18 protein-coding genes are annotated in these 15,655 nt (G+C 73.6%); 5 read left to right on the forward strand and 13 right to left on the reverse strand.

Features of this window, described 5'->3' with window-relative positions:
* Window positions 1-82 precede the first annotated feature (82 nt).
* Together IRY44_RS18605 and IRY44_RS18610 are read left to right on the forward strand one after the other, a co-directional pair.
* Window positions 83-847: an HAD family hydrolase gene (locus IRY44_RS18605; RefSeq protein WP_370584967.1), complete on the forward strand. Its 765-nt coding sequence runs from the start codon at window positions 83-85 to the stop codon at window positions 845-847.
* A gap of 52 nt (window positions 848-899) precedes the next feature.
* A complete protein-coding gene (locus IRY44_RS18610) occupies window positions 900-1,877 on the forward strand; it encodes a DMT family transporter (protein WP_194801575.1) in 978 nt (325 codons plus the stop codon).
* Here IRY44_RS18610 and IRY44_RS18615 read toward each other — a convergent pair.
* The 3 genes from IRY44_RS18615 to IRY44_RS18625 all read right to left on the reverse strand — a co-directional run bounded on the left by IRY44_RS18615 (window position 1,840) and on the right by IRY44_RS18625 (window position 4,332).
* Complete coding sequence (locus IRY44_RS18615; protein ID WP_194801576.1) at window positions 1,840-2,766, reverse strand: diacylglycerol kinase family protein; 927 nt, start codon at window positions 2,764-2,766, stop codon at window positions 1,840-1,842. The genes IRY44_RS18610 and IRY44_RS18615 overlap by 38 nt on opposite strands.
* A 107-nt stretch (window positions 2,767-2,873) precedes the next feature.
* Window positions 2,874-3,524 (reverse strand): fasciclin domain-containing protein, encoded by a 651-nt coding sequence (locus IRY44_RS18620; RefSeq protein ID WP_187694154.1) that lies wholly within the window; start codon window positions 3,522-3,524, stop codon window positions 2,874-2,876.
* Window positions 3,525-3,633: 109 nt separating this feature from the next.
* Complete coding sequence (locus IRY44_RS18625) at window positions 3,634-4,332, reverse strand: hypothetical protein (RefSeq protein ID WP_194801577.1); 699 nt, start codon at window positions 4,330-4,332, stop codon at window positions 3,634-3,636.
* 186 nt (window positions 4,333-4,518) lie between these two features.
* On the opposite strand from IRY44_RS18625, the gene IRY44_RS18630 reads away from it, so the two are divergent.
* Window positions 4,519-5,403, forward strand: a complete 885-nt coding sequence (locus tag IRY44_RS18630; RefSeq protein ID WP_194801578.1) for an ABC transporter substrate-binding protein — start codon at window positions 4,519-4,521, stop codon at window positions 5,401-5,403.
* Between the two features lie 201 nt (window positions 5,404-5,604).
* Here IRY44_RS18630 and tatC read toward each other — a convergent pair whose 3' ends face one another.
* From tatC to IRY44_RS18655, 5 genes are all read right to left on the reverse strand, one after another.
* Window positions 5,605-6,558 carry a twin-arginine translocase subunit TatC gene (gene tatC / locus IRY44_RS18635; protein ID WP_194801579.1) on the reverse strand — a complete coding sequence of 318 codons (954 nt, stop codon included), beginning with the start codon at window positions 6,556-6,558 and terminating at the stop codon, window positions 5,605-5,607.
* 21 nt (window positions 6,559-6,579) lie between these two features.
* Window positions 6,580-6,906 carry a Sec-independent protein translocase subunit TatA gene (gene tatA / locus IRY44_RS18640; protein ID WP_194801580.1) on the reverse strand — a complete coding sequence of 109 codons (327 nt, stop codon included), beginning with the start codon at window positions 6,904-6,906 and terminating at the stop codon, window positions 6,580-6,582.
* Between the two features lie 217 nt (window positions 6,907-7,123).
* Entirely contained in the window at window positions 7,124-7,372 is a 249-nt protein-coding gene (locus IRY44_RS18645; protein ID WP_194801581.1) for a hypothetical protein, read from the reverse strand.
* A gap of 10 nt (window positions 7,373-7,382) precedes the next feature.
* Window positions 7,383-8,390 (reverse strand): YafY family protein, encoded by a 1,008-nt coding sequence (locus IRY44_RS18650; protein ID WP_194801582.1) that lies wholly within the window; start codon window positions 8,388-8,390, stop codon window positions 7,383-7,385.
* Window positions 8,387-9,385, reverse strand: coding sequence for a YafY family protein (locus tag IRY44_RS18655; protein ID WP_013286115.1), 999 nt, complete (start codon window positions 9,383-9,385; stop codon window positions 8,387-8,389). The genes IRY44_RS18650 and IRY44_RS18655 overlap by 4 nt, the downstream gene beginning before the upstream one ends.
* Before the next feature lie 104 nt (window positions 9,386-9,489).
* Between IRY44_RS18655 and IRY44_RS18660 the strand changes: the two genes are divergently transcribed.
* Together IRY44_RS18660 and IRY44_RS18665 are read left to right on the forward strand one after the other, a co-directional pair.
* Window positions 9,490-10,482, forward strand: coding sequence for a cation diffusion facilitator family transporter (locus IRY44_RS18660; RefSeq protein WP_194801583.1), 993 nt, complete (start codon window positions 9,490-9,492; stop codon window positions 10,480-10,482).
* 44 nt (window positions 10,483-10,526) lie between these two features.
* Window positions 10,527-11,612: a DUF3866 family protein gene (locus IRY44_RS18665; protein ID WP_194801584.1), complete on the forward strand. Its 1,086-nt coding sequence runs from the start codon at window positions 10,527-10,529 to the stop codon at window positions 11,610-11,612.
* 103 nt (window positions 11,613-11,715) lie between these two features.
* On the opposite strand, the gene IRY44_RS18670 is transcribed toward IRY44_RS18665, so the two are convergent.
* The 5 genes from IRY44_RS18670 to IRY44_RS18690 all read right to left on the reverse strand — a co-directional run bounded on the left by IRY44_RS18670 (window position 11,716) and on the right by IRY44_RS18690 (window position 15,645).
* Window positions 11,716-11,934 (reverse strand): hypothetical protein, encoded by a 219-nt coding sequence (locus IRY44_RS18670; protein WP_194801585.1) that lies wholly within the window; start codon window positions 11,932-11,934, stop codon window positions 11,716-11,718.
* A gap of 59 nt (window positions 11,935-11,993) precedes the next feature.
* Window positions 11,994-13,352, reverse strand: coding sequence for a Pup--protein ligase (pafA, locus tag IRY44_RS18675; protein WP_013286109.1), 1,359 nt, complete (start codon window positions 13,350-13,352; stop codon window positions 11,994-11,996).
* A gap of 148 nt (window positions 13,353-13,500) precedes the next feature.
* Window positions 13,501-14,334 carry a proteasome subunit alpha gene (prcA, locus tag IRY44_RS18680; protein ID WP_194801586.1) on the reverse strand — a complete coding sequence of 278 codons (834 nt, stop codon included), beginning with the start codon at window positions 14,332-14,334 and terminating at the stop codon, window positions 13,501-13,503.
* A 55-nt stretch (window positions 14,335-14,389) separates the two neighbouring features.
* Window positions 14,390-15,229 carry a proteasome subunit beta gene (prcB, locus tag IRY44_RS18685; protein ID WP_181726645.1) on the reverse strand — a complete coding sequence of 280 codons (840 nt, stop codon included), beginning with the start codon at window positions 15,227-15,229 and terminating at the stop codon, window positions 14,390-14,392.
* Window positions 15,148-15,645, reverse strand: coding sequence for an endonuclease VII domain-containing protein (locus IRY44_RS18690; protein WP_194801587.1), 498 nt, complete (start codon window positions 15,643-15,645; stop codon window positions 15,148-15,150). Before IRY44_RS18690 ends, prcB begins: the two co-directional genes overlap by 82 nt.
* Between the last annotated feature and the right edge of the window lie 10 nt (window positions 15,646-15,655).

A 15,655-nucleotide genomic window follows, 5' to 3' on the forward strand; every position in this document is an offset into this window, starting at 1 on the left:
TCCAAGATTAATCGGTGCTGCCGAGGAGTACCGGTCAAGGCCATCCGGCAGGACGGTCGGAGCGGTCGGTAGGGTGCACGACGTGCCGGACCGTACCGAACTGCCCCACGTCTCGAGCGGCGCCGACGACGCCGTCCGCCCGGGCCCGTCCCGCCGGCCCGTGGAGGCGGTGCTCTTCGACTTCCACGGCACCCTCGCCCAGGTGGAGGAGCCGCTGGCCTGGGTGCTCGCCGCCGCGGCCGCCTGCGGCGTCGAACTGGACCGGATCCGGGCCACCTCGCTGGCCGACCGGCTGCTCACCGCCGGGCGTGCCGGTGGCCCGCTACCGGCGCGGGTGCCGCCCCGGCTGGCCGAGCTGTGGGCCGACCGGGATCTCTACCCGCACGCGCACCGGGGCGCGTACACCGGGCTGGCGGAGACCGTGGACACCGGCATCGACGGGTTCGCCGACGCGCTCTACGAGCGGGTGCTGGTCCCCGAGGGCTGGGTGCCGTACCCGGACACCGCCCCGGTGCTCGGTGCGCTGCGGTCGGCCGGGGTGAAGGTGGCGGTGGTCAGCAACATCGGTTTCGACCTGCGGCCGCTGTTCGCCGCCTGGGGCCTCGACGCGTTCGTCGACGCGTACGCGCTGTCGTACGAGGTGGGGCGCTGCAAGCCGGACCCGGGCATCTTCCTGCGGGCCTGCGGGATGCTCGGCGTCGACCCGGAGCGCACGCTCATGGTGGGCGACACGCCGGCCGACGCGGGCGCGGTGGCCGCAGGGTGCGGGGTGCTGGTGCTGCCCTGCGCCGACGCGGGCCGCCCGAACGGGCTCGGCGCGGTGCTCGACCTGGCCGGGGCCGCCTGAGCACACCCCAGCGGCGCGAACGCGTCGCGGCGCACCGGATACCGTCAGGGGCATGACCGGTGTCCACCCCTTGCCGCCGCGTGCGCCGGGACGGCTCGGCGGGGTCGCGCTGGTCCTCGGCGGGGCGCTGTCGGTGCAGTTCGGCTCCGCGCTGGCCGCACTGCTGTTCCCGCGTACCGGGGTGGCCGGGGCGGTGACGTTGCGGCTGACCATCGGCGCGCTGCTGATGCTCGTGGTGTGCCGCCCCCGGGTACGCGGGTACGGACGGCGCGACTGGGCGGCGGTGCTGGCGTTCGGGCTGGCCCTGGCCGGCATGAACTCGATCTTCTACCAGGCGATCGAGCGGATCCCGCTCGGCCCGGCCGTCACCCTGGAGGTGCTCGGGCCGCTGGCGCTGTCGGTGATCGCCGCCCGCCGGGTGGCCGCCTGGTGCTGGGCCGCGCTGGCACTGGCCGGTGTGGTCCTGCTCGGCCAGGGCGGGTTCGACCGGCTCGACCCGGCCGGCGCCGCGCTGGCGCTGACGGCGGGCGCCATGTGGGCCGCGTACATCGTCTGCTCGGCGCGGATCGGCGCGCGGTTCCCCGGCGCGGACGGGCTGGCCCTCGCGCTGACCGTCGCGGCGCTGCTGACGCTGCCGTTCGGGCTTGCGGACGGCGGCGGCCGGCTGGCCGACCCGATGGTGCTGGGGCTCGGTACCGGGCTGGCGCTGCTCGCCTCGGTGCTGCCGTACAGCCTGGAGCTGGCCGCGTTGCGGCGGCTGCCGACCGCGACGTTCGCGGTGATGATGAGTCTCGGTCCGGCGATCGCCGCGGTGGCCGGTTGGCTGGTGCTCGGCCAGGCGCTGCGCCCGGTCGAGGTGCTCGCCATCGCGCTCGTGGTCGCCGCGAGCGCGGGCGCGGTCCGCGCCGCCGCGCCGCCGCCCTCGCCCGCGCCGCCTTCTCCGGCGCCGCCGGCCGTTCCCGGCCCGCCGTCTGCGGCGGACCCGGCGGGGGTCAGCGCAGCAGCCGCAGCGCCGCCGGCGCGGCGGTGACTGTCACCGGCAGGTCGAGGGAACGTTCCCCGTCGGCGTACGTGGTGATGCCCTCGGCGGCCAGCTCCACCGTCCGCGCCCGGTAGACGCGCGCCAGCGGGTGCGTGACGTGGGTGCCCCGGTAGATCTGCGGCTTGACCCGCATCAGCGTGCGCCTGTCGAACCGGCCGCCCACCACCACGTCCAGCAGGCCGTCGTGCGGGTCGGCGTCCGGACAGATCCGCATGCCGCCGCCGTAGCTGGCCGTGTTCCCCACCGCCACGAGCACCGCGTCGACCTCCTGCGCCACCCCGTCGAGCACCAGCCGGTAGCGGCGCGGCCGCAGCCGGGCCAGCTCCACCACGATCGCCATGTCGTACCGGCGCGGGCCGCGCGGCCAGCGCATCCGGTTGGCGCGTTCGTTGACGATCGCGTCGAAGCCGGCCGCGAGCACCGCGCCGAACCAGCGGTCGGCCTCGCCGGGCCGGGACAGCCGCGCCAGGTCCACCGGCCGGGAGCGGCCGGCGGCGAGCGCCGCGGTGATCACCTCGACGGCGGCCGTCGGGTCGGCCGGGAAGCCGGTGTCCACCGCGAAGTCGTTGCCGGTGCCCGCCGGGACCGGCCCGAACGGCACATCGGTGCCGGCGACCGCCTGCAACGCGCGGTGCATGGTGCCGTCGCCGCCCACCGCGACGAGCGCCCCGGCGCCGCCGGCGACCGCGGCGTGGCACGCCACCTCCGCCTCCTCGGGGGTACGCGCGCGCAGCAACTCGACCGGGCGGCCCGCTGCGGCGAGGCGCCCCAGGATCCCGGGCAGCAGGCCGCGGTGCCGCCCCCGGCCCGCTGTCCGGTTGGCGAGCACGGCGACGGGGCCGGGCGGGACATGATCGTGCGCGGTCACGGCGAGCACCGTACGGCACAGCCCGCGCCGCCCACCAGAGCCAGGTCACACGGCGGGTGGGCGGTACACGCCGACGGCGCCCGGCAGGGGGTGCCGGGCGCCGTGGCGGGGGTGGTTCAGGGCAGGTCGATCGGGCGCAGCACCCGGTCCACCGCGTGCGCGATCTGCTTGTTGCCCTTGTTGATGTCGTACCGCACCACCTTCGCGTTGCGGTCGCTGGTGTCGGCGTCGACCAGGCGCACCTCGCGGCCGTACCAGCAGCGCTTCACGTCCACCTCGACGGTGGCGCCGAGCGCGGTGGTCAGGTCCGCGCCGTCGGCCTTCAGCGCCGCCTTCCGGTCGATCGTCGCGCCGGGCACGACGTGGTAGAGCAGGACGTCCTCCACGGTGTCCACGCCCAGGCCGGCGACCGCGTCGAACGCGGCCTTCTCACCGGGCAGCTTCTTCGCGGCGGTGATGTCCCGCACCAGCTCGCGGAACGCGTAGTCGTTCGGCACGAACGCGGTCAGCGCGACGGTGCCGTCGGTGAGCACCTTCACCGGCGAGTCCGGCTTGGCCTGCAGCACCGTCAGGACCGCCTTGGTGAGGACGTCGAAGTCCCGCGAGTTGCGGTCAAAGCCGCTCTTGTCGGCGGTGAGCACGGCGGCCAGCGACCGCGTACCCGGCTGCTTGGCGCCGGCCTGGGCGGGCACGGCGACGGCGGTGGTGGCCACCGCCGCCGCGGTGGCGCCCACGGCCAGCCGGGCGGCGAGACGAGCGATGTTCATCGGGGAGCCTTTCGTCGAAGCGACCAGGTCCGTGACTGTCGTCACGACCATTGCTTCGCCCCGACCCTCCCCGGTGGATGCACCCGGATCGACGGTTTTCGCGGCCGCCTCAGCGCACCACCAGCCGCTTGCTCACCGACTGCACGCCGTCGCCCTTGACCTTCAGCGACCAGTCCCCCGCCGCGCCCAGTGTCACCACCGTCTCGGCCGTGCCGTTGGCCTCGGCCTTCATCTCGGCGACCCGCTTGCCGTCGGGGTTGAGCACGTACAGCGTCCGGGCCCCGGCGGTCTTGTTCGTCACCTTGAACGCGAGCTTCTCGCCGGGCTCCGCGATCAGGGCGTCCACACCGGTCATCGCGTCGTCCGTCAGCTCGATCGTCACCGACCGGTCGTAGGCCACCTCGGCCGCGGCGCTGGCCAGGTTGCCGTCGTCGGACACGATGATCTTCGTGCGCACGCCGTCGCCCTGCCGGCCGGGCTTGCAGGCCACCTCGTACGTGCCGGTCTGCAGCGACGCGCGCAGGTCGCCGGTGCGGCCCGCCGGCACGTCCGCGACCTCGGCGATCACCTTGGTGAAGGCGTCGCCCTCCCGGCCGTAGACGTATACCCCGGTGGCCTGCTGGCCCCGGTTGGTCACGGTGAAGGTGACGGTGCCGGGGGTGAACAGCGTGGTGGTGACCTCGCAACTGGTGTCGGTGGCGGTCACCGGCACCTGCTGGCCTTTCGGCGCGGGCTCGTCGTCACCGCAGGCGGTGAGCGCGGTGGCCGCGCAGAGGACGGTCAGGACGGCGGCGGTACGGCTCTTCATCGGGTTCTCCGGAGCGCAGGTCAGACGGGCTGACCGGAACGGGGCGCCGACGCACCCCGGCACACCGCCCGGGGGGCTCGGCGGAGTCAGCAGAGTCTAAGCGGGTACGGCGTCCCGGCAAGGCCCGAGGGCGACCGAAGTCCGGCCCCGGCCGGCGGTGGTCCGCGCGCGGGGCATGATGGCGGCATGCGGCTGGTCTCCCTGCTCCCCTCCGCCACCGAGATCGTGTACGCGCTCGGCCTCGGTGACGACCTGGTCGGCGTCACATTCGAGTGCGAGGTGCCCGCGTCGTACCGGTCGGGCACCACTGTGGTCGTCGGCGGCCGGGACACCCGGGGCATGAGTCCCGGCGACATCGACGCGTACGTCCGGGCGCAGGTGGCGGCCGGTGCCGACCTCTACACGCTGCACTCCGGTGCGCTGGCCGGGCTGGACCCGGACCTGATCCTCACCCAGGACCTGTGCCGCGTCTGCGCGCTGCCCTCGGGCCGGGTCGCCGACGCCGTGGAGCACCTGGGGTGCCGGGCGGACGTGCTGTCGCTGGACCCGTACACCCTGGACGACGTGCTGGAGTCGATCCGCGCGGTCGGCGCGGCGGCCCGGGTGCCGGACCGCGCGGAGGCCCTCGTCGACGGCCTGCGGGCCCGGCTCGCGGCGGTCCGCGCGGCGGTGGCGGGCCGGCCCCGGCCACGGGTCGCGGTGGTCGAATGGGTCGACCCGCCGTTCGGCGCCGGGCACTGGATCCCCGACCTGGTCGACGTCGCCGGCGGCGAGCCGGTCGCCACCCATCGCGGCGCCCGGTCCGTGCCGACAACCTGGGCGGCGCTGCGGGCCGCCCGTCCGGAGGTGGTGCTGGTGGCGCCGTGCGGGTTCCGTCTCGACGGCGCGGCCGAGCAGGCCGCCGCGGTGGCCGGGCAGTTCCCGGACGCGCAGGTGTGGGCGCTGGACGCGGACGGGCTGATCGTGCGCGCCGGCCCCCGCCTGGTCGACGGCGCCGAGACCGTAGCCGCCATCCTGCACCCCGACACCGTCCCCCCACCCCACCCCACAGCAGCCCGCCGCCTCACCTGACCCGCCCCGCCCCGCCCCGCCCCGCCGATCTTGCAGTTTCGGCCCAGACAAAGGGTGTATATCGGGCACTGGGCGGGCACAAAGTCCAAGATCGACGTGGGATGGGGTGGGGCGTGCCGGGAAGGCTCGGAGGGGCTGCCGTGGGAACGCGGACGCCGTCCCCGTGAGGTGGGGACGGCGTCCGGCGGTGAGCGAGGCCGGTCAGGTCATGTCGTCGTAGCGGCGCTCGATCGGCTTGGGGGCGACGATCGGCTCGGGTGCGCCGATCGGCTCGGACGCCTCGATCCGGCCACCGGTGGGCACCGGCTCGTCCGACAGGTCCAGCGGTGACACCTCGTCGTCGGCGATGCCGGCGTAGGCCTCACGCCCGCGACCGCGCCGCCTGTCATTGAGGAACGCCACCCCCACCGCGGCGAAGTAGAGCGCGCAGAGGCATATCGCCAGCGCGGTCATGCCGAACGGGTCGGGTGTCGGCGTGACCACCGCGGCGAACGCGAAGAACACGAACACCGCCACCCGCCACCAGCTCAGCAGCCGCTTCGCGCTGGCCAGGCCGACGAAGTTGAGCATCAGCACGATCAGCGGGAACTCGAACGCCACCCCGAACAGCAGGATCAGGTTCGTGACGAACGATATGTAGCGGGTCACCTCGAGGTTGGTCGCGATGTCGTCGCCGGAGACGTCGAGCAGGAACTCGAGCCCCTTGGTGGTGACGAAGAACGCCAGCACCGCGCCGGCCGCGAACAGCGGGGCCGCCAGGGCGGTGAAGACGTACGCGTACCGCCGCTCGTGCCGGTGCAGGCCGGGCGCGATGAACGCCCAGAGCTGGTAGAGCCAGATCGGCGCGGCGATGATCAGGCCCACCCAGAGGCCGATCTTGAGGTTCAGCAGGAAGACGTCGGCGACGCCGAGCTGCACGAACTTGCACTTGCCGGTCGCCGGGTCGAACGACTGCGGCAGGTCGCAGTAGGGCTTCGACAGCAACACCCGGACCGGCTCGGCCAGCCAGATGCCGAAGCCGAAGCCGACCAGGATCGCCAGCGACGCCCGGAACAGCCGGTTACGCAGCTCACGGATGTGCTCGATGAGCGTCATCGAGCCGTCGGCGGCCCGCGCGAAGTTGCTCGGGCCGCGCTTCTTCAACCCGAAGGCCACGGTGTTTGAGGCCCTCTCGGATCAGTTCTCGCGGACGCGCTGCACCGGGTCGGCCGGCGGGGCCACGGGCTGCTGCGGCTGCGGCGCGTACGGCTGCTGCGTGTACTGCTGCTGGGCGTACGGCTGCCCCTGCACGGGCTGCTGCGGCTGAAGCGGCTGGTAGCCGGCCTGCGCGTCGGCCTTCTCGGCGAGATCGCGGTCGTCGTCGTGCAGGCTCTTGGTCTCAGCCTTGATGATCCGCAGCGAGCGGCCCAGCGAGCGGGCCGCGTCGGGGAGCCGCTTCGCGCCGAACAGCAGGATCAGCACGACCACGAGTACGGCGATGTGCCACGGCTTGAGGGCACCCATGGGAAGCTCCAGTCGCTCTGTGTCGGTGAGGGGTGGGTCGTCGCCCATCGTACGTGTGTCGCAGCGGCTTGCCACCCCCGCGGGCCTGCCGGTGCGGGCCCGATCGGTGAAGTTTCGACCAACCCGAAGTGTCCCGTCAACCGTCCAGGTCCGCGCATTCCTGCGCGTAACCACCCGGGAACGCGCAGACGACGCTCACCGGGCCGACAGCCGTCGATCAGTCGCCCCGCTTGGCCTTGATCAACGTGATCCGCTCCTGCGCGAGCGCCGCCCGCTCCTGGAGCGACTCGGCCCGCGCCTGCAACTGCTCGGCGGCCGACCGCAGCGACTCCGCCTCGCCCGCCCGGCGCTGCAACGCCAGCGCGGAACGGCGCAGCCCGGGCAGGCGGCTCACCACCGGACGGATCGCCAGGGCCAGTACGACCAGCGCGAACACCACGACCCCGAGCACGATCCACTTCACCACGGCGGTCAGCCTATCGGGTGACGCCGGCGGCCGCCGGGTCGGCGCTGCCGGCCGGGGTGGCGTACGCGTCGAGCGCGGCCACGGCCTGGGCGCGTACCTGCTCGGCCAGCTCGGCCGGCGCCACCACGGTCACCTCCGGGCCGAGCCCGAGCACGAACCGCCGGGCCCACCCGAGGTCGGTGACGCGCAGCGACACCAGCCACTGCTCGCCGTCGGCCTCGACCCGCTCGCACGGATAGTATTCGGTGATCCACCGCTCGCCCCGCCCGATCCGCAGCGTGATCAGCGGCAGGTCGGCCGACGGGCGGAACACCCCGTCGCTGAGATCGTGCGGGCGGGCCTGCGGCGGCACGACCGCCTGCTCCGGCAGTTCGGTCACCGCGTCGATCCGGTCGGCCCGGAACAGCCGCACCGCCTCGGCGCGGCGGCACCACGCCTCCACGTACGCCCGGCCGCCGACCATCAGCATCCGCAGCGGGTCGATCGTGCGTTCGGTGGTCTCGTCCCGCGCCGCCGTGTAGTAGGTGATCCGCAGCGCCCGACCGCGCTCGACGGCGGCGCGCAGCTCGCGTACCCGGGCGCTGTCACCGGGCAGACGGACCTCGACCGGCGCTCCGGCCAGGTCACCGGCGGCGTTCTCGATCTTGGCGAGCGCCCGCTCGACCGCCTCCCGGTTCGCCACGCCCGGCGTCTCGGCGATCATCCGCAACGCCACCACCAGGGCCAGGGCCTCGTCCGGGGTGAGGCGCAGCGGACGGTCGATGCCCGCGTCGTAGGTGATGGTCACCCGGTCGCCGTCGAACGCCATGTCGATCAGGTCGCCGGGGCCGTAGCCGGGCAGCCCGCACACCCAGAGCAGTTCCAGGTCCTCCCGGAGCTGCTTCTCGGTCACCCCGAGGTCGTGCGCCGCCTCGGCGATCTCGATGCCGGGGCGGGCCAGCAGGTAGGGCACCAGGTTGAGCAGCCGGGCCAGCCGGTCGGCGGAGGCACGGCCCGCGCGGGCCGCCGGGCGGGTCACCGGGCACCCCCGGTCACTGCCAGCTCGTCGTGGCGGGCGGCGACCTCCTTGAGCCGCTGGATGACCGCCTCCCGTACCTCCGGTGGCTCCAGCACGCGCACGTCCGGGCCGTACCCGACGATCTGGCCGGCCAGGTAGTCGGCGTCGGCGTACGGCAGCACCAGCCGGTCGCCGTCCGGACCGGCCTGGCACTCCACCGCCCAGCGGCGCAGCCCGGCGGCCCGGCCCGGCGTGGCCAGCACGGTGGCCCGACCGGTGCGCTCCACCGGCCCGGACCAGCGGGCCACGTGGCTGATCAGGTCGACACCGGCGGGCGGCTCGTAGGCGCCCGGCTCACCTGTCGCCCGGACCGTGCCGACCACCCGGGACAGCCGGAAACAGCGGGTCGCCGCGCGGTCCAGGTCGTGGCCGACGACGTACCACCGGCCGCGCCAGCACACCACGCCCCACGGCTGCACCCGGCGGCGGGTGGGCGCGTCCCGGTCCGGCACGCGGTAGTCGAAGCTCACCTCGCGGCGATCCCGCGCGGCGGCGGTGAGCGGCGCGAACGCCGGGTCGACAGTCACCATCGGCTCCAGGCCCAGGGTGGCCTGCGGGTCGACGTCGATGCCGGCGGCGCGCAGCTTCGCCAGCCCGGACGACGCGGCAGCGGCCAGGCCGGCGTGCTGCCACAGCCGCGCGGCGATGCCCACCGCGGCGGCCTCGTCCGGTTCGAGCGGGATGTCGGGCAACGCGTACGCGCGCGGCGCGATCCGGTAACCCGGCTCGGCGTCGAAGACGCTCGCCGTGCCGGTCTCCAGCGGCACGCCCAGCTCACGCAGCTCGGCCTTGTCACGCTCGAACTTGCGCTGGAACGCCTCGTGGTCCTTGGCGTCGTCCGGGTCGTGCTCGTAGCCGGGCACGGTCGCGGCGATCTGCGCGGCGGTCAGGAAGCGTCGCGTCGACAGCAGGCAGATCACCAGGTTGACCAGGCGTTCGGTACGGGTCCGGGACACGCCCAAACGCTAGCAGCCCGCGCGTGGCGCGCGGGCACCCGCGCGGCGCGGCGCGGGGGTCTTCCCACACGGCGGCGGGCATCGACCGGTCATAGGGTGATCGCATGGCGGAACCGGAGGTCAAGACCGAGAGCGTGGGCACCGTCGTGGTGGCCGGCGCGGCGAACCTCGCCATCGCCGTCGCGAAGCTGGTCGCGGGCCTGATCTCGGGCTCCGCGGCGATGCTCTCCGAGGCCGCCCACTCGCTCGCCGACACCACCACCGAGGTGCTGCTCTACCTGGCGCTGCGCCGCGGCGCGCGGCCTGCCGACACCCGGCACCCCTTCGGGTACGGCAAGGAGAGCTACATCTGGGCGTTCCTCGCCGCGCTGTTCACCTTCGTCGCCGGGGCGGGCTTCGCCATCACGCACGGCGTCACCACCATCCTGGTGCACGAGCACAGCGGCGAATACCTCGTCGCGTACGTGGTGCTGGCGGTCTCCTTCGCGATCGAGTCGGTGTCGCTGGCCCGGGCGGTCCGGCAGGTGCGCGGCGAGTCCCGCCGCTGGGGCACCACCCCGCGCCGCTACCTGCGCCTGACCGCCGACACCACCGTCAAGGCCGTCTTCCTGGAGGACAGCGCCGCGCTGATCGGCCTGCTGATCGCCGCCGGCGGGCTCACCCTGTCGCACCTGACCGGCGACGAACTGTACGACGGCATCGCCTCGATCCTCATCGGCGTGCTGCTGCTGGTGGTCGCCGCCGTCCTGGCCCGCAGCAACATCTCGCTGCTTGTGGGCCGCTCGGTGTCGGACCGGCTGCACCGGCGCATCGAACGGGAGCTGGCGGACGTGCCGACGGTGGACCGGGTCGACACGCTGATGACCATGTTCCTCGGCCCGGACGACATCCTCGTCGCCGCCAAGGTCGACTTCCGCGACGACGCCACCGGCGCCGACATCGAGGCCGCCGCCGACGAGGCCGAACGCCGGCTCCTCGGGCACTTCCCGGAGATCGCGTACGTCTTCCTCGACCCCACCCGGTCCCGCTCCGCCGGCCGGCCCGCCCGCACCACCCAGGACGAGGCGGGCCGCCCGGTCGACGACCCGGACGCCTGACCCGCCCGGCGCCCGTCCCGGTGGCGGCCGATACCGTGCACCGCATGGTGCGATGGCGGTCCGGCACGGTCACGACGGTACGGCGACGGTGGACCGGCGCCGTCGAACTCGACGTCGACCTGCCCGACGGCACCAGGATGCGCGCCCTGGCCTACCCGGCCCTGGTCGGCGAGCCGGAACCCGGTGACCGGGTGCTGCTCAACGCCGGCGCGCTGCTGATGGGCCTGGGCACCGGCGGCTACGCGCTGGTCGTCGCGCTGCCCGACCGGCTGCCCCCGGACCCGCCGCAGGCCGGCGACAGCCGCGACGCCGGGCATCTGGTCAAGGCCCGCTACACGCCACTGCAACCGATCCTGCTCGGCGTGGACGAGGAAGCGTCACCGCACCACGACCGGCTCGCCGCCGCCGACACCGTCGACGGCATGCCGGTGGTCATCGCCGACCTGCACTCCGCGCTGCCGGCGGTCCTGGCCGGGGTACGCGCCGACGCGCCCGACGCCCGGGTCGCGTACGTGCTGACCGACGGCGGGGCGCTGCCGGCCTGGTTCTCCCGCACCCTGGCCGGGCTGGCCGGGCACCTCGTGGGCACGGTGAGCGTGGGCCAGGCGTTCGGCGGCGACCTGGAGGCGAGCACGCTGCACAGCGGCCTGCTCGCCGCCCGGCACGTGCTCGACGCGGACCTGACGATCGTCGCCCAGGGGCCGGGCAACCTCGGCACCGGCACCCGGTGGGGCTTCTCCGGCGTCGCCGTCGGCGAGGCGGTGAACGCGATCGCCACGCTGGGCGGACGCCCGGTCGGCTCGCTGCGCATCTCCGACGCCGACGCCCGGCCCCGGCACCGTGGCGTCTCCCACCACAGCCTGACCGCGTACGGCCGGGTCGCGCTGGCCCCCGCGGAGCTGGTCGTGCCGGACGGTCTCGACCCCGGCCTGGCCGCGGAGGTCACCGCGGCGCTGAGGCCGCTGGCCGACCGGCACCGACTCGTCACCGTGCCCACAGACGGCCTGGACGCGGCGCTGCGGAACAGCCCGGTCGGCCTGTCCACGATGGGCCGGGGCCTGGACGCCGACCACGCCTACTTCCTGGCCGCGGCCGCCGCCGGCCGGTACGCGGCGGGCCTGCTGACCTGACCGGCGCGGCCCGCCGCCGGACCGCGGTGGCCGGCGTCGCGGTGGCCGACGTCGCGGGACAGGCGCGGCCGGCGTCGCGGGACCGGGCCGACCGGCGCGGCGCTCAGCCGAGGAAGATGATCAGCCCGAGCCAGGCGCCCACGATCAGCGCCAGCGCCACCGCCAGTACCCACGTCGGCACCGTGTAGTCGCCGCGCCTGTTGCGTTCGATCTCGGCGCGGATCTTCTCCCGGCGGCGGTCGATCCAGTTGAGCTTCTCGGTGCCGTCACGGCCCGAGGACGTCTCGCGGCCGGGCCCACCGGCGGATTCGGAAGTGTTCATCGCGACGCCAGCGTACCCGTGGACGAGCGGCCGGTGCCGGGCACCGGCCGCCCGCACGATCACATGCTGGCGATCAGCCGTTCCACCCGCTCGTCGTAGGCCCGGAACGGGTCCTTGCACAGCACCGTGCGCTGCGCCTGGTCGTTCAGCTTCAGGTGCACCCAGTCCACGGTGAAGTCGCGCCGCTTCTCCTGCGCGTGCCGGATGAACTCGCCGCGCAGCCGTGCCCGGGTCGTCTGCGGTGGCGTCTCCTTCGCCTCGAAGATCTCCGGGTCGGTCGCCACCCGGTCCACCTCGCGGCGGCGCTCCAGCAGCCCGTACAGGCCACGCCCGCGCCGCAGGTCGTGGTAGGCCAGGTCCATCTGCGCCACCCGCGGGTGCGACAGCGGCAGGTCGTGCTTGCGCTGGTAGCGCTCGATCAGCTTCAGCTTGGTGACCCAGTCGATCTCCCGGGCCACCGGGTCCAGGTCGCCGGTCTCGACCGCGCGCAGCACCCGCCCCCACAGGTCGACCACCCGCTTCGCGGTCTGGTCGCCACCCCGGCGCTCCACGAACTCCGTCGCCTTGGCCAGGTATTCCTGCTGGATCTCCAGCGCCGAGACCTCCTTGCCGGAGGCGAGCCGCACCTTGCGGCGGCCGGTGATGTCGTGCGACACCTCGCGGATGGCCCGGATCGGGTTCTCCAGCGTCAGGTCGCGCATCACCACGCCGGCCTCGATCATTCGCAGCACGATGTCGGCGGTGCCGACCTTCAGCAGCGTGGTGACCTCGTTCATGTTCGAGTCACCGACGATCACGTGCAGCCGGCGGTAGCGCTCGGCGTCCGCGTGCGGCTCGTCCCGGGTGTTGATGATCGGCCGGCTGCGGGTGGTCGCCGAGGAGACGCCCTCCCAGATGTGCTCGGCCCGCTGGGACAGGCAGTAGACCGCGCCGCGCGGCGTCTGCAGCACCTTGCCCGCGCCGCAGATCAACTGCCGGGTGACCAGGAAAGGAATGAGCACGTCGGCCAGCCGGCCGAACTCGCCGTGCCGGGACACCAGGTAGTTCTCGTGGCAGCCGTACGAGTTGCCGGCCGAGTCGGTGTTGTTCTTGAACAGGTAGATCTCGCCCGCGATGCCCTCGTCGTGCAGCCGCTTCTCCGCGTCGACGAGCAGCCCTTCCAGGATCCGCTCACCGGCCCGGTCGTGGGCCACCAGGTCGGTCACCGAGTCGCACTCCGGAGTCGCGTACTCCGGGTGCGAGCCCACGTCCAGATAGAGGCGGGCGCCGTTGCGGAGGAACACGTTGCTCGACCGGCCCCACGACACCACCCGCCGGAACAGGTACCGCGCGACCTCGTCGGGGGACAGTCGGCGTTGCCCGCGATAGGTGCAGGTGACGCCGTACTCGGTTTCGAGGCCGAAGATTCGCCGCTCCATGATGAGACACTAGCCGCCCGGAGCCTCCGATGGGCAGCGCCGACGCTCGCCGCTTGCGATCTCCCCCACCGGATCGTGGAGGTGGCGGGCTCCGTACACGAAAGACCCCGCCACCTCGGCGAGGTGGCGGGGTCCGCGAGCGCGGATCTCACTCGCCGGGCTTGTCCTGCGCGTTGCCCTCCAGATCGGCCGAACCCGCCGACGTGGTCGGCTTCTTCGCCTCCTCCGTCGGCACGGCCGGCGTCTTCGCCCGGCCCGGTGCCGGCGCGGTGTCGGCCTCGGCGTCGCCCTCCAGCAGCGCGGTCAGCGCGGCGCCGGTCACCCGCCGGAACGTACGCCCGACCCGGCGCCGGTCCAGGACCGCCACCTCCAGCTGGTTCGCGGCGATCGTGCGGGCCGCACCGCCCTCGCCGCCGACGCTGCTCAGCGCCTTCATCGCGGCGCGGACCGCCTCCGACAGCGACATCTCCGGCCGGTGCTCGTTCTTCAGCACCCCGCTGATCGCCTCGGCCTGGCCACCCATCGCCATCCGGCCCGGCTCGTCGTTCACCGAGCCGTCGTAGGTCACCCGGTAGAGGGAGTCGTCCTCGGCGGTGGCGCCCACCTCGGCCACGCAGATCTCCACCTCGAACGGCTTCGACTGCTCGGTGAAGATCGCGCCCAGCGTCTGCGCGTACGCGTTCGCCAGCGCCAGGCCGGTCACGTCCCGGCGGTCGTAGCTGAGCCCGTTGAGGTCGGCCATCCGCACGCCCGCGCGACGCAGGTTCTCGAACTCGTTGTACCGGCCGACAGCGGCGAAGCCGATCCGGTCGTAGATCTCGCTGACCTTGTGCAGCGTGCTGGACAGGTTCTCGGCGACGAAGAGCACCCCGCCCGCGTAGCTCAGGACCACCGCGCTGCGGCCCCGGGCGATGCCCTTGCGGGCCAGCTCGGAGCGGTCGCGCATGATCTGCTCGGGCGAGGCGTAGAACTGCATGGCCACGGCGGCGGTTCTCCTTCTGCGGGACTGCTGACTCGGTGGACGGTGCGGAGCGGCATCAGCCGCCGGGATTCTCCATCCGGCCGGACACCACGCTCTCCGCGATCGCCGCCGTCTCGGCGTCGGTGAGCCGGTGGGTGCCCTCGGCGGTAGCGGTCATCACGACCGGGTAGATCCGCCGGGTCAGGTCAGGGCCGCCGGTGGCGGTGTCGTCGTCCGCCGCGTCGTAGAGCGCCTCGACCGCCAGCCGCGTCGCGTCCTCGACCGACAGACCGGCCCGGAACCGCTTCTTGAGCGCGGACTTGGCGAACAGCGATCCGGAGCCGATCGCGTCGTAACCGGTCTCCTCGTACGGGCCGCCGGTCACGTCGAAGCTGAAGATCCGCCCGGCCCGCGCCGGGTCGCTCGCGGCCAGGTCGAAGCCGGCGAACAACGGGATCACGGCGAGGCCCTGCATGGCCGCGCCCAGGTTGCCCCGGATCATCGACGCCAGCCGGTTGGCCTTGCCGTCGAGCGAGAGCATCGCGCCCTCGATCTTCTCGTAGTGCTCCAGCTCCACCTGGAACAGTCGCATCAGCTCGATGCCGATGCCGGCCGTGCCCGCGATGCCGACGAGCGAGTACGCGTCGGCCGGATGCACCTTCTCGATGTCGCGCTGGGCGATCAGGTTGCCCATCGTGGCGCGCCGGTCGCCGGCCATGACCACACCACCGGCGGCCGAGATGGCCACGATGGTGGTCGCGTGCGGCGCCATGTCGGCGGCCATGCCGGGCGGCAGCGGCCGACGGCCGGGCAGCATCTCGGGGGCCACCTTGCTCAGGAACGCTGTGAAGGAGGACGTCCCCGCGTTGGTGAACACATCTGGAAGACGCCCGGATGGATCAAAACCCGCTGCCACGTGGTTCCTCTCAGGTACGTGATCGCCCTGGCCAGGACGTCGGCGTTGTCCTTGAACTGGCCAAGACCACCGTTGCAGTTGAAGCAGAGTATCCCGCGCACCCATCCGGTGCGATGATCGTGGTCCAGATGTTCCGGATCGGGGCGCCGGCAGATCGCGCACACGCCGCCCTGCTCGGCCAGGAGCTCCTGGAACTCCTTCTCCCCGACCCCGTAGCGACGGCGCAGGTGGTACTCGCGGCTACCGCCGTACAGGCGTAGCCTCGTCTCCTTGCCCTTCTCGTTGTGGCACGGCTTGCAGTAGCTGCCCCGACCGTCAGGGCGACGACTGTTGGCGCAGAACTCCTCAAGCGGCTTCCACTCGCCACAGTCCCGGCAACGGCGGTAGCCGTCCCGGTCGCCGAGAGCCCTGGGCATGTCCGATTTG

This window comes from Micromonospora sp. ANENR4 (assembly GCF_015354395.1).
Lineage (GTDB): Bacteria > Actinomycetota > Actinomycetes > Mycobacteriales > Micromonosporaceae > Micromonospora > Micromonospora aurantiaca.